Origin of the sequence: Streptomyces sp. NPDC052225, assembly GCF_040679615.1 — a bacterium.
GTDB lineage: Bacteria > Actinomycetota > Actinomycetes > Streptomycetales > Streptomycetaceae > Streptomyces.
The window spans coordinates 79,247-92,624 of record NZ_JBFAVD010000001.1 but is presented as its reverse complement, the minus strand read 5'-3'; the positions used below and the strand labels follow the sequence as shown (position 1 = coordinate 92,624).

Here is a 13,378-nt window from a genome sequence, read left to right as displayed (position 1 = left end):
GGTCCCGTTTCGTCGAGCGCTTCGCCGGCCAGCTCGTCGAGGCCGGCATGACGCGGATGCCGGCCCGGATCTTCGCGGCCCTGCTCGCCTCGGACTCGGGCGCGCTCACCTCGGCCCAGCTGGGCGAACAGCTGAAGGTCAGCCCTGCGGCGGTCTCCGGGGCGGTGCGCTACCTGAACCAGCAGCACATGGTCTCCCGCGAGCGCGAGCCCGGGACGCGGCGCGATCTCTTCCGGGTCCACGACAACCAGTGGTACGAGGCGCTGACCAACCGCGACAGCATCCTCAAGCGCTGGGAGGACTCCCTGCGCGAGGGCGTCAGGGACCTGGGCCCCACGACACCGGCGGGCCGCCGGATCGGGGAGACGCTGGCGTTCTTCGAGTTCATCCAGGTGGAGCTGGCGGCGATGATGGACCGCTGGCGCGAACACCGCAAAACCCTCGACCTGGACTGACGGGATCAAGCCTGCGCCGGCAGGATCAAGCCCCGCCGGCGATTGAGGAGCGGGGTCCGGGGCGGAGCCCCGAGACCACCGCGGCGCGGAGCCGCAAGAACCGTCTTGAGGGGGCGGCGCTTCAGGGAAGCGCCAGCCCCCAGGCCCCCACGCGCACCGTCCACGTCCGCCGCCGCACCGGCCCCCCGATCGTCACCGCATCCGCCCGGTAGCGGAAATCCGCCCCGGACACCGTGACCGTACGGGCCTCGACGCACACCGGACCGAGCGCCCCGAGGACCTCGACCCGGGCGAGCCCCGTCCCCGTGGCGGGCCCTACCGAGACGCCCTCCACCGGCTGGTCCAGGTCGACCAGCGTCACGCCGTCCGCCTCGACCCGCAGCCGCGTGGGCCCCGCGCCCTCCGCGGCCGGTGCGCGGGCGGGCCGCGCCGCGAGGGTGCGCACCAGCGATCTGCACGTGCGCAGCCAGGGCCGGGCCGCGGGGCCTGCCTCCGGCACCGGCGGGATGCGCAGATCGCCGAGGACCACCCCGTCGCTGTCGTCGACCAGCAGATCGAGCCGCCGCTCGGTCCCGTCGAGCGCGGCCCGCGCCGCGGCGACGGTTCCCGGGGGAATTCCGAGCGCGTGCGCCAGCGACACCGAGCCGCCCACCGGAACCATCGAGAGCACCGCTCCGGAAAGCTCCCGCTCGCGGTGCAACAGCGACACGGCACGCAGCAGCGCCCGGTCGTCGCCGATCACCACGGGACGCCGTACACCCCTCTTGGCCAGCGCTTTCGCGAATTCCGCAGGCCCGTCGGGCAGGCAGATCTTCGCCGCCGCCCCGGCGCACAGCACGTCCTTCGCGATCCGTACGGACTCCCCGTCCGCGCGCCGGGCGAGCGGATCGACGATCACCAGAAGCTGCCGTGACAGCCGCGCTCCGGCGCCGTCCGCACGGTCAGATGGATGGTCCAAAGCCGCCACCTCGGCCTTGCCTCGCTTCCTCGGGTAGCATCTTTGTGCAAGAGCCCCTTGCGCTATTGCGCCAGGGGCTTCGTCTATTCCGGGGCACCCCAAGGCTCACGAAGGCCCGCCGCACAGAAGCGGCGCCAGCCCCTGACCTTGGACATGCCCCGCCCGGAAGGGGTGTACGCCTGTGCCCGCACTTGTGCTGCTCGGTGCTCAGTGGGGTGACGAAGGCAAGGGAAAGGCCACCGACCTGCTCGGTGGATCCGTGGACTATGTAGTGCGCTACCAGGGCGGCAACAACGCCGGCCACACGGTCGTCGTAGGCGACCAGAAGTACGCGCTGCACCTCCTCCCTTCCGGAATCCTCTCCCCGGAGTGCACGCCAGTCATTGGCAACGGCGTCGTCGTCGACCCGTCGGTCCTGCTCTCCGAGCTGAGCGGTCTGAACGAGCGCGGCGTCGACACGTCCAAGCTCCTGCTCAGCGGTAACGCGCACATCATCACGCCGTACAACGTGACCGTCGACAAGGTCACCGAGCGCTTCCTCGGCAAGCGCAAGATCGGCACCACGGGCCGCGGCATCGGCCCGACCTACGCGGACAAGATCAACCGGGTCGGCATCCGCGTCCAGGACCTCTACGACGAGTCGATCCTCACCCAAAAGGTCGAGGCGGCCCTCGAGGTCAAGAACCAGCTCCTGACCAAGCTCTACAACCGCCGCGCCATCGAGGCGCAGCAGGTGGTGGAGGAGCTCCTCGGCTACGCGGACAAGATCAAGGGCTACGTGGCCGACACGACCCTGATCCTGAACGACGCGCTGGACGAGGACAAGGTCGTCCTCTTCGAGGGCGGCCAGGGCACGCTGCTCGACATCGACCACGGCACGTACCCCTTCGTGACGTCGTCGAACCCGACCGCGGGCGGCGCCTGCACGGGTACCGGCGTCGGCCCGACGAAGATCAGCCGCGTCATCGGCATCCTCAAGGCGTACACCACGCGTGTCGGCGCGGGCCCGTTCCCCACGGAGCTCTTCGACGACGACGGCGAGGCGCTGCGTCGCATCGGCGGCGAGCGCGGTGTCACCACCGGCCGTGACCGCCGCTGCGGCTGGTTCGACGCGGTCATCGCCCGCTACGCGACCCGCGTGAACGGTCTGACGGACTTCTTCCTCACGAAGCTGGACGTCCTGACCGGCTGGGAGCAGATCCCGGTCTGCGTCGCGTACGAGATCGACGGCAAGCGCGTCGAGGAACTCCCGTACTCCCAGACCGACTTCCACCACGCGAAGCCGATCTACGAGTACCTGCCCGGCTGGACCGAGGACATCAGCAAGGCGAAGTCCTTCTCCGACCTTCCGAAGAACGCGCAGGCGTACGTGAAGGCGCTGGAGGAGATGTCCGGCGCCCCGATCTCGGCGATCGGCGTCGGCCCCGGCCGCGACGAGACGATCGAGATCAACTCGTTCCTGTAGCTCCTGCGGCCGACGAGTTCGTGCCACCCGGTGCCCCGGTCCGCTTCGGCGGGCCGGGGCACCGGCGTTCACGTGCCGGTACGGTCGCCCGGGGTCAGTCCCGGGAACGGCGATACGTCCGGGCCTGCGCCTGCGCGTCCTCGGCCACGTCGCGCATCATGAGGCGGTCGTCGCCGTCGAGGGTCAGGGTCCGTGTGCTGTCGGACGGATCGCACGAGTCCTTCGGCTCCGACGCGGTGACGACGGCCGGGCTGATCCGCAGCCGGGAGGCGTCGAGCGTGGCGAGCCGGCTCTCCCACTCGCAGTGGGTGCCGTCGCCGTCGAGGGTGTAGGCGACGGCCACTTCGCCGTAGGCGGCCTGCGAGACGGTCAGGGTGCGCACGTCGCCCGACTTCGGCTCGGTGAACGTCCAGCGGCCGAGGAACGCCGCGGGGACGGGCCGCTCGGACGGCTTCGCCCGGTGCAGCACCGCGCTGTCCTCGCCCTGGCCGTCCGTCCACACCAGGGTGCCGTCGCCGTGCGCCCGCATGGTCTGGCCCTCGGTGACGTCCGGGCAGTGGTCCTCGGGGACGCTGACGGTGTTCCGCACGTCCCAGACCACGAGGTTCTTGTACGAGACGAGGCTCGCCTCGCCGATGCACATGGAGTCCTCGTACGAGACGAGGGTCCGGGCGACGACCTCGCCCTCCTCGCCCTGGGTGATCGTGTAGCGCCGGTAGCCCAGCTGCTCGCCGTACTCGTCCTTCGCGTAACCGTCCCAGGTGCCCAAGTAGGCCGGCGGGAGGGCGCCCTGGCGGGCGGTGGACGGGGAGGCCTTGCTCGGGGCGGGTGTCGTGGCCGGCCGCTGGGACGGCTCGGCGGAGGCGGCGCTTCCGGCCTCGTCCGCGTGCTGCTTGCCGCCGTCCGTCCCGGTGCCGGGCGACCCCTTGAGGGACAGGGCGAGCGCGACGCCCACGGCGAGTACGGCGGCCGCCGCGCAGGCCACGACGGTCACCGGTCGGCGCGACCGCCCGGGCCGTACCGGGGGAGCGGGCGGGCGCGGCGGACCGGTGACGGTGGGCAGGGCGTGCACGGACGGCGCGGTCGGCGGCGGCATGAACGGCGCGGCGGGCACGGGCGGCGCCGTCGGCGCGCTTTCGAGCTCCAGCAACTGCGCTGATCTGCGGCCGAGTTCGGCGATGACGACGGCGGGCAGCCAGGGCTCCCCGTCGCTGCCGGCGTACGGCGCCGTACGCCGGATCAGTTCGTCCGGCGTCGGGCGGCGCCCGGGTTCCTTGTGCAGACAGTCCCGTACGAGACCGGTGAGGTCCCGGGGCAGCCCGTCGAGGTCGGGTTCCTCCTCGGCGATGCGGAACATCAGCGCGTGCGCCCCGCTGTCGACGCCGCCGAACGGGGACCGGCCGGTGGCCGCGAACGCGAGCACGGAGCCGAGGCTGAACACGTCAGCCGCGGGCGTGAGCCGCTGTCCGCGCACCTGCTCGGGCGACATGAACCCGGGTGAGCCGATGACGGAACCGGTCGCGGTGAGCGCGGGGCCCGACGCGCCCGCCCCGGCGTCCAGGGCGTGCGCGATGCCGAAGTCGATGACGCGTGGCCCGTCGATGGTGACCAGGACGTTGCCGGGTTTGAGGTCGCGGTGGATCAGGCCCGTGCCGTGGATGGCGGCGAGCGCCCCGGCCAGGCCGTGCGCGAGGACCTGGACGGAACGCGCGGGCAGCGCGCCGTGGTCGTTCACCGCCTGGTGCAGCGAGGGCCCGGGCACGTACCCGGTGGCGACCCAGGGCGTCGCCGACTCGGTGTCCGCGTTCAGGACCGGGGCGGTCCAGGCGCCCCCGACCTGCCGTGCCGCCCGGACCTCCCGGGCGAACCGCCGCCGGAACTCGTCGTGCCCGGCCAGCTCCCCCTGCACCAGCTTGACCGCGACCGTGCGTCCTCCGGCGGACCGGGCGAGGTAGACGCGGCCCATGCCGCCCGCTCCGAGCAGCCCCAGAATGCGGTACGGGCCTATCTGCGCGGGGTCCTGCGGCGTCAGCTCCCTCACGAAATCCATGCCCAAGATCCTTGCACGCGGGGGCGGCACGGTGGGCCCGAACCCGTGCGGGCACGGGCTCAACTCCCGGGCATGAAACGGTCCTTGTGCGCCCTCGCCATCGTCCACCGGACCGGCTCCCCGTCCTCCAGGTGGAAGCGGTGGGCCGCATCCGGGGCCTCGCAGCCGGGGGTCGTGGAGACGGCCGGGGCGACGGCGACCGGGTGGGGCCGTCCGCCCGCGGCGGAGGGTCGTCGGGGCTCTCAGCCTTCCTTCGTGTACGTCAGCGTCTGCTTCTTGCCGGTCAGGTCGACCATGACGCGGCGCAGCTCGCCCGACGGCAGGACCGTGAGGGTGCTCGGCTTGCCGGGGGTGCAGTCCGCGGGCGGTTCGGCGACCACCGGGTCCGTGTCGCCGATGCGCAGGGTGGACGGCGACGCGGACGTCAACTCGCCCTCGAAGACGCAGTGGTAGGAGACGCCGTCCTTGTCGGTGCCGTCCGCCGTCATCGACAGGACCGTGTCACCGCGCTCGCCCTGCTGGATGGTGATGCGGCGGGGGTGGTGCCCGTACTGGTTGTCGATCGCCCCGCCCCATGTGCCCAGGAACTTCTCCGGGATCTCGCCCGCGTCCGACGGCGGTTGCGACGACTCCGCCGCCGGCTCGCTCGACTGCGGGGCCGGACCCTCCTCACCCTGCGACGAGGGCGCGGGCGAGCCGGGCGTCGACGCCGCGGTGCTCTGCCGGTCGCCGGCCCGCGTCGACGGGTCCGAGCCGTCGTCCTTCATCAGGGCGTACACCGAACCGCCCGCGCCGAGCGCCACGATCAGCGCCACCGCGACCAGCGCGGCGGTCGACCGGCCCCGGCGCGGCGGCTCCTGCGGCGGGGCGCCGAGGGGCGCGACGCCTGGCCCGTAGGGCGGCGTCTGTCCCCAACTGCCGTGCGGATAGCCGTAGACGGGCGGCTGCGGCTGGGCGTGCGGGTAGCCGTACCCGGGCATGTCCGGGGCGGGCGGCGGCGCCGGGGTGTCGGCGCCGACGACCATCGTCGGCAGGTGATCGAGCGGGGCCGCGCCGGGCTTGCCGGGCGGCGGCGGGGCGCTCTGCCCGGGGGGCTCGACCGGCGGCGCGGGCACGGGTGGCGCGGGCACGGGCGGCGCGGGCGGCCCTTGCGCCGGGCCCCCGGCCGGGCCTTCCGAAGGGTCCTCGGAGTCGAGCAACTGCACCGCATGGCGTCCGAGTTGGGCCACGAGCGCGCCCGGCAGCCACGGATCGCGAGTGCGCCCGCCGTCGCCCAGGGTGTCCTCGGCGCCGGTCCGCTCCAGGAGTTCGTCGAGCGAGGGCCGGTCCTCGGGCCGCTTGCGCAGGCAGTCCCGTACGAGATCCTGCAAGCCCTCGGGGAGGTCCGACAGGTCGGGCTCCTCCTGGGCGATGCGGAACATCAGGGCGTGCACCCCGCTGTTGGACGTGCCGAACGGCAGCGCGCCGGTGGCCGCGTACGCGAGCACGGACCCCAGGCAGAACACGTCGCACGCCGGGGTGATCCGGTCGCCGCGCACCTGCTCGGGTGCCATGAAGCCGGGCGAGCCGACGAGCGCGCCGGTCCGCGTCAGACCGCCGTCCGTGACGGTCTCCAGGGCGCGGGCGATACCGAAGTCGATGACGCGCGGGCCGTCGATGGTCACCAGCACGTTCGACGGCTTCAGGTCGCGGTGGATCAGGCCCGCGTCGTGAATGTCCTTGATCGCGTGGGTGAGCCCGGCGGCGAGGATGCGCACGGAGCGCTCCGGCAGCGCGCCGTAGTCGTGCGAGACGACCTGTTGCAGGGCGGGGCCCGCGACATATCCCGTCGCCAGCCACGGGATCTCCGCCTCCGTGTCCGCGTCGAGCACGGGCGCCGTCCACGCGCCGCCGACCCGCCGCGCGGCCCGCACCTCCTGCCGGAAGCGGTTCCTGAACTCGTCCTGCTCCGCGAGCTCCTGGCGCACCAGTTTCACCGCGACGGTGCGCCCGCGCTCCGAACGCGCCAGGTACACCTGCCCCATGCCGCCCGCGCCGAGCCGCCCGAGCAGCCGGTACGCGCCGATCCGCTGCGGGTCTCCCGGCCCCAGCGCCTCCAGTCCGTCCATGCCGCGCCACCCTCCCCCGTGTGTGAGCAACTACCCGAGAATAGTGCGGACATACGACAGAGAGGGCGGATGTGGCTTCTACGGTTCCGTAACGGACGCCCCGTCATGCAACGGGCAGCGTTCCCGGCCAACTCACCGGCGAATTCCGGAAGTTAATTTCCGACGGACGGAATCCGGGGAACGATCAGTGGCGCCCGTACGTCCTCCTCGTACCGCACAGATGAGGACGACGCCGACCGCCAGGAGACCGTGTGATCCCCGCCGTACGTGCCATCGGGCGCGCCGCGCTCGCCGCCCGGCCGCTCTCGCTCGACGAACTCAACACCAGGGCCGAGCTGTTGGCACGCCGCGACCGCGGCTACCTGGTGCCGGTCGAGGTGTTCGCGGACCTCGCGGCGCTGCTGACGGACCCGCGGCGGCCGGGCGGCCCGTTCCGGGCGCTCTCGGTGAACGGGCGGCGCTGGTTCGGCTACCGGTCGACGTACTACGACACCGCCGACCTGCGCTCCTACCACGACCACCGGCAGGGCCTGCGGCCGCGCCACCGGATCCGCGAGCGGCTCTACCGGGACACCGGGCAACGGCAGCTCGAGATCGAGGTGGGGAACGGGCGGGGCGAGACGGTCAAGCACCGGCGCCGCCTCACCGGCGACGACCAGGTCCTCGACGCGGCCGGGCGCGGCTTCCTCGCCGGCGTCCTGAGCAGGGCGTACGGGGTGGCCCCGCCGGACGGGCTGCGGCCCTCGCTGGTGACGCACTACCAGCGCGCCACGTTCGTCGCCGACGGGCAGCGGGTGACGTGCGACGCGGGGCTCGTGGTGCGGGACGTCTCCGACGGGCGGACGGTACGGGCCGACGGGGGCCTCGTCCTGGTGGAGACGAAGACGCGGGGGGCGCTGACGGAGGCGGACCGCGTCCTCGACCGGTTCGGGGTGCGGGTGTCCGACGTCACCCAGTACTGCGCGGGCCTCGCGGCGCTCCGGCCGGAGCTGGGGGCGCACCGGCGGGCGGCGGCGGTACGGGAGGCGTTCCCCGGCGCCTAGGGCCTGTCCGGCGGATCTTGTCGCGGGCGCGGGGTCCACCACGCCGACCTGCGGCGTTGTCGTCGGTTGCCAACGCTCCGCGTTGTCGCCCTCCTCCGCCTTGCATCTCGACGCGCCGGACCCCGCTCACCAGCGATGAAGTGCGCGGGCCTCCTGTGATGCGACCTCACCCTCCCCCAGCCTTCGGCCGGGGGGACCCCCTGACAGGCCCTAGGCGCGACAGACTGTCGTGTTCGGCGGCATCCCACAGACAGGACGCCGATGGCCGCGGGGCGCGGGACGCATTTACCCTCGGCCCCATGACCCCTCAGCCGAATCCCCAGGTCGGCGCCGCCGTGAAGGCCGCGGACCGTGCGCACGTGTTCCACTCCTGGTCCGCACAGGAGCTCATCGACCCGCTGGCCGTCGCCGGTGCCGAAGGCTCGTACTTCTGGGACTACGACGGCAACCGCTACCTCGACTTCACCTCCGGGCTCGTCTACACGAACATCGGGTACCAGCACCCGAAGGTCGTCGCCGCGATCCAGGAGCAGGCCGCGACGATGACGACGTTCGCGCCCGCCTTCGCCGTCGAGGCGCGCTCCGAGGCCGCACGCCTCATCGCCGAGCGCACCCCCGGCGACCTCGACAAGATCTTCTTCACCAACGGCGGCGCCGATGCCGTCGAGCACGCCCTGCGCATGGCCCGGCTGCACACGGGCCGCCCGAAGGTGCTCTCCGCGTACCGCTCGTACCACGGCGGCACCCAGCAGGCGATCAACGTGACCGGCGACCCGCGCCGCTGGGCCAACGACAGCGCGTCGGCCGGCGTCGTCCGCTTCTGGGCGCCGTACCTCTACCGCTCGCGCTTCTACGCCGAGACGGAGGAGCAGGAGTGCGCCCGCGCGCTTGAGCATCTGGAGACGACGATCCAGTTCGAGGGTCCGGCGACGATCGCCGCGATCATCCTGGAGACGGTCCCCGGCACGGCCGGCATCATGCTCCCGCCGAAGGGCTACCTCGCGGGCGTCCGCGAGCTCTGCGACAAGTACGGCATCGTCTTCGTCCTCGACGAGGTCATGGCGGGCTTCGGCCGCACCGGCAAGTGGTTCGCCGCCGATCTGTACGACGTCACGCCGGACCTGATGACCTTCGCGAAGGGCGTCAACTCGGGCTACGTCCCGCTGGGCGGCGTCGCGATCTCGGCGGCGATCGCCGAGACGTTCGCCAAGCGGGCCTACCCCGGCGGTCTCACCTACTCCGGCCACCCGCTGGCCTGCGCCGCCGCCGTCGCCACCATCAACGTGATGGAGGAGGAAGGCATCGTCGAGCAGGCCGCGAAGACGGGCGCCGAGATCATCGAGCCGGCCCTGCGCGAGCTCGCCGAGCGGCACCCTTCGGTCGGCGAGGTGCGCGGCGTGGGCATGTTCTGGGCCCTGGACCTCGTACGGGACAAGGAGACGCGCGAGCCGCTCGTGCCGTACAACGCGGCCGGTGAGGCGAACGCCCCGATGGCCGCGTTCGGCGCCGCCGCCAAGGCGAACGGCCTGTGGCCCTTCATCAACATGAACCGCACCCACGTGGTGCCGCCGCTGAACATCACGGAGTCGGAGGCCAAGGAGGGCCTCGCGGCGCTGGACGCGGCGCTTGCGGTGGCGGACGAGCACGTCGTGGCTTAGCGGGTTCCGGGGTGCGGCGGGGGCCGTCGGGCTCGTGCCGTTCTTGCCGTCGGGCGGCGTGCGCGGGCCGTTGGGCTTCTCGCCGTGCCCGGCGGCGCCCCAGCCGGGTAAGCGCTCCGGCAGGCCCGTGCGCACGGTGCCGGTCGGCAGGCGCAGCCCGGGGCGGGCGTCCGACAGGCCGCTCGCCCCGGTCCGTTTCAGCTGAAGATGATCATTGAGCCCTGGGCCAGGCTCCGGGTCGCCGCCTGGTGCAGCCCGAGCCACACATGCCGCTCCCTCGCGAACGGGCTGTCGTCCAGCGGCACCGGCGCCGCCGGTTCCTCCAGGGACGTCGGCGCCGGGGGAGCGGGCGGCGGCAGCGGAGGGTTCGCCGCGTCTATGCCGATCGACGGCGCCACATACTCCAGCTCGCGCAGCAACGCGTGCGACGACCCCAACGGCCCGCCCCCGGCGAGCAGTTCGTCGTTGGACAGCGGCTCGGTGAAGTCCACCGGCACGTACGCGCCCGCATGGTCGTAGTGCCACACCAGATGCGAACTCTGCGCCGTCGACTCGAACATCTCCAGCAACTGCTCGTAGTCACCGCCCAGTTCGTCGACCGGCGTCACCGCGAGGCCGCACAACTGGAGCAGATACGCCCGGCGCAGGAAGTGCAGCGCGTCGTAGTCGAACCCCGCGACCGGCGCCACGTCACCGGACAGACCCGGCATATACGCGTAGACCGGCACCGGCGGCAGTCCTGCCTCGTGCAACGCCTTGTCGTAGAGGGCGAGTTCTTCGGCGAAGGGGTTGTCGGGGCTGTGGCACAGCACGTCGACGAGAGGGACGAGCCACAGGTCACAGGCCAAGGGGGCTCCTTAGAGTCCGGTCGGTTGCGCGGGCTTTCGCGGCGTACGTCAGGGTAGTGCGCGGCGCCCCGGCACAGCCCTGCCTTGCAGGTACCCGCTCAGCCGCTCCCGCTACCGGTCCGTCGGGCGGTCCGTGAGGCGCTCGATGAGGGCGAGCGAGTCCGCGTTGTACGCGGCGATGATCGCGTGCGCGCCGGCCGCGTCCCTGCGGGCCAGGGCGTCCACCAGATCGCAGTGCCCGGACCACAGGCGGCCCCGCAGATCGCCCGCGCGACGCAGTACGGGGACGGCGCACATCCAGGACTGGACGCGCAGCCGGTGGAAGAAGTCGGAGAGATACGTGTTGCCGAACAGGGCGGACAGTTCGCGCCAGAACCGCAGGTCGTAGCCGATGAGGACGTTCAGGTCACCGGCGCCGGCGGCGCGGGCCGCCTCCTCGCCGCGGCGCCGTACGCCGGCCAGCGCGTCGGGGGTGCGCGGATCCTGCGGGGGGTTCTCGGTGAGGCCGCGGAAGATGCCGTCGGCGACGAGGCTGCGGGCCTCGATCATGGCGCGGTAGTCGGCGAGGGAGTACTCGTGGACGCGGAAGCCGCGGTGCTGGGCGGAGTCGAGCAGGCCCTGCGCGGTGAGGTCGACCAGGGCCTCGCGGACCGGGGTGGCCGACACCCCGTACCCCTCGGCGATCTCCTTGACCGTGAACTCCTGGCCGGGGTCGAGGCGGCCCCCGAGGATCTCGTCGCGCAGCGCGTCCGCGATCTGCCGGCGCAGGGTGTTGCGGGTGACGGCGGGGCCGTCGGGAACGGGCGGCACGGGTCGGGTCCCCCGGTTCGGCTGGGCAATGTCGTCGGGCCACCCTAGCGGCGGGCCGGTGCTTTGACGGGGGCTGGCTGCCCGTGCCCCCTGCCGTCGCGCCGTTGCCGGTCGCTGTCGCGTGTTCGTCTGCGGCTTCGTCGTGGCTGGTCGCGCAGTTCCCCGCGCCCCTGGGGGGGGTTGTCGTTCGGGCCTGCTTCCCTGGTGGGGCGTCGCGCCGTTGTTGGCGGGTGTCGCGTGTTCGTGCGCGGCTTCGTCGTGGCTGGTCGCGCAGTTCCCCGCGCCCCTGGCGGGGCGCTCCCGTTCGGCCCTGCTTCCCTGGCGGGGCGTCGCGCCGTTGTTGGCGGGTGTCGCGTGTTCGTGCGCGGCTTCGTCGTGGCTGGTCGCGCAGTTCCCCGCGCCCCTGACGGGGCGCTCCCGCTCGGCCCCGCGTCCCTGGCGGGGCGCTCCCGCTCGGCCCCGTTTCCCTGGCGGGGCGTTCCGCCCGTCGCCTTGGGCAATCTGCCGCCTGGGGCGGCAGGGTGGGCAAGGCGGCCCCCGGTGCCGGGTGAGGGTTTCAGGGGGCCGGGGGTGCAGCCCCGGCGAGGGCTTCGCGCTGGGGGCTTTTCCGGCGGGCCCGTCGGGTTACCTCGGCTCCGGAGGGCGTTGGCGGGGCATGTTCGGGCGGGCGCCCGGGGGGAGGGGGAAGCGGCCTTGGGAGGGTTCCGCGGGGCGGGGGACACCCGGCACCGTGGACTGCATCACCAGCGGCGCAGGACCCGAGCGGAATTCGACCATCCAGTCCGCCGTCTCCGAGCGCACCAGCTCCGTCACGTCCTCCGTGAAGCGCCGCAGCACCCCGAGACACCGCTCGGCCGCCTCACTCGCCGTCCCGTCGGTCGGCCCGAGCACCTCCCGCACACTCTCCGACGCCCAGTCGAACTGGAGCACCTGAAGCCGCCGCTGCACGGCCTGCGCGGTGGCGACGTCCCTTATCCAGCCGGACGTCAGCCCGAAGTACCGGTCGCACGCGACGCAGGCCACGGCGAGCAACAGCGCCACATACCCCCAGGGAGCGACCCCGCTCACCGCCCCCGTCAGATCGAGCAACGGCAGCACACCCCCGCACACCGCCCCCAGCGCGGAGCCCCCGCGCAGCGCCCGCGCCCCCCGCCGCTTCCACACCCGGTCGGCGAGATACCAGGAGGCCGTGCGCAGTGCACCCTGCTCGACCCAGCGGTACAGCTCGTCGAGCCGCTGCGCGGGCTCGCCCCAGTCGCCGAGCGGGAACGACCGTCCGATGAGGTCACGCGTGCCCCGGTCGCCGTTCTCACCCGGGCCTGCCCCCTCCTGGGGCGGTCCTTCGGGCTGCATATCCGGCTGACTCACCCGGCACTCCCTCGACTGGTACGGCTGGGGCTGAATGTGCAGCATCTTCCTACCGCCCAATGGGTGGCCAAGGCCCCGTTTTCGCGGGTTTTCCGCCCAGAAGTAGGCCTTCATCAGGTATAGGAAAGCGGGCCGTTTCCCCGTATCTCACTCGAAAGAGTGCAGTGTGAGGTGCCGGGGCGGGCGTCACCTGGACCACGTAGGCTCGTTTGCGGGGCTACGGCCCCCGCAGGACCCCCGTAGAAAAGGAGCTGATCGTGATCCCCGGTGGTGGCCAGCCCAACATGCAGCAGCTGCTCCAGCAGGCCCAGAAGATGCAGCAGGACCTCGCGCAGGCCCAGGAGGAGCTGGCGCGGACCGAGGTCGAGGGTCAGGCCGGCGGCGGCCTCGTCAAGGCGACGGTGACGGGATCGGGTGAGCTTCGCGGCCTCGTCATCGACCCGAAGGCGGTCGACCCGGAGGACACCGAGACCCTCGCCGACCTGGTGGTCGCGGCGGTGGCGGCGGCCAACGAGAACGCGCAGACACTTCAGCAGCAGAAGCTCGGCCCGCTCGCGCAGGGCCTCGGCGGCGGCAGCGGCATCCCGGGCCTCCCCTTCTAGCCCCGGCGCCAAC

11 protein-coding genes are annotated in these 13,378 nt (G+C 72.8%); 5 read left to right on the top strand and 6 right to left on the bottom strand.

All coding sequences use genetic code 11. From position 1 onward, the window contains the following. The first annotated feature begins 47 nt into the window (after positions 1 to 47). Complete coding sequence (locus AB0L37_RS00450; RefSeq protein ID WP_365497730.1) at positions 48 to 455, top strand: MarR family transcriptional regulator; 408 nt, start codon at positions 48 to 50, stop codon at positions 453 to 455. 121 nt (positions 456 to 576) lie between these two features. On the opposite strand, the gene AB0L37_RS00445 is transcribed toward AB0L37_RS00450, so the two are convergent. Beyond that, positions 577 to 1,413: a diacylglycerol kinase gene (locus tag AB0L37_RS00445; protein WP_365497727.1), complete on the bottom strand. Its 837-nt coding sequence runs from the start codon at positions 1,411 to 1,413 to the stop codon at positions 577 to 579. A 181-nt stretch (positions 1,414 to 1,594) separates the two neighbouring features. Between AB0L37_RS00445 and AB0L37_RS00440 the strand changes: the two genes are divergently transcribed. Further along, positions 1,595 to 2,878, top strand: a complete 1,284-nt coding sequence (locus AB0L37_RS00440) for an adenylosuccinate synthase (RefSeq protein ID WP_365497724.1) — start codon at positions 1,595 to 1,597, stop codon at positions 2,876 to 2,878. A gap of 94 nt (positions 2,879 to 2,972) precedes the next feature. Here the strand turns inward: AB0L37_RS00440 and AB0L37_RS00435 are convergent, their stop codons facing one another. Both AB0L37_RS00435 and AB0L37_RS00430 read right to left on the bottom strand, forming a co-directional pair. Next, positions 2,973 to 4,928 (bottom strand): serine/threonine-protein kinase, encoded by a 1,956-nt coding sequence (locus AB0L37_RS00435; protein ID WP_365497721.1) that lies wholly within the window; start codon positions 4,926 to 4,928, stop codon positions 2,973 to 2,975. A 242-nt stretch (positions 4,929 to 5,170) separates the two neighbouring features. Beyond that, positions 5,171 to 7,036 (bottom strand): protein kinase, encoded by a 1,866-nt coding sequence (locus AB0L37_RS00430; protein ID WP_365497718.1) that lies wholly within the window; start codon positions 7,034 to 7,036, stop codon positions 5,171 to 5,173. A gap of 251 nt (positions 7,037 to 7,287) precedes the next feature. On the opposite strand from AB0L37_RS00430, the gene AB0L37_RS00425 reads away from it, so the two are divergent. After that, entirely contained in the window at positions 7,288 to 8,079 is a 792-nt protein-coding gene (locus tag AB0L37_RS00425; RefSeq protein ID WP_365497715.1) for a VTC domain-containing protein, read from the top strand. A 299-nt stretch (positions 8,080 to 8,378) separates the two neighbouring features. Further along, positions 8,379 to 9,737 carry an aspartate aminotransferase family protein gene (locus AB0L37_RS00420; RefSeq protein ID WP_365497712.1) on the top strand — a complete coding sequence of 453 codons (1,359 nt, stop codon included), beginning with the start codon at positions 8,379 to 8,381 and terminating at the stop codon, positions 9,735 to 9,737. 197 nt (positions 9,738 to 9,934) lie between these two features. Here AB0L37_RS00420 and AB0L37_RS00415 read toward each other — a convergent pair whose 3' ends face one another. The 3 genes from AB0L37_RS00415 to AB0L37_RS00405 form a co-directional block, all read right to left on the bottom strand. Next, complete coding sequence (locus tag AB0L37_RS00415; RefSeq protein WP_365497709.1) at positions 9,935 to 10,585, bottom strand: hypothetical protein; 651 nt, start codon at positions 10,583 to 10,585, stop codon at positions 9,935 to 9,937. A gap of 111 nt (positions 10,586 to 10,696) precedes the next feature. Continuing rightward, on the bottom strand, positions 10,697 to 11,395 hold the full coding sequence (locus AB0L37_RS00410) for a GntR family transcriptional regulator (RefSeq protein ID WP_365497706.1): 699 nt from the start codon (positions 11,393 to 11,395) through the stop codon (positions 10,697 to 10,699). A gap of 624 nt (positions 11,396 to 12,019) precedes the next feature. Then, positions 12,020 to 12,763: an SLATT domain-containing protein gene (locus AB0L37_RS00405; protein WP_365497703.1), complete on the bottom strand. Its 744-nt coding sequence runs from the start codon at positions 12,761 to 12,763 to the stop codon at positions 12,020 to 12,022. A 257-nt stretch (positions 12,764 to 13,020) separates the two neighbouring features. Between AB0L37_RS00405 and AB0L37_RS00400 the strand changes: the two genes are divergently transcribed. Further along, positions 13,021 to 13,365, top strand: coding sequence for a YbaB/EbfC family nucleoid-associated protein (locus tag AB0L37_RS00400; RefSeq protein WP_365497700.1), 345 nt, complete (start codon positions 13,021 to 13,023; stop codon positions 13,363 to 13,365). Positions 13,366 to 13,378 lie beyond the last annotated feature (13 nt).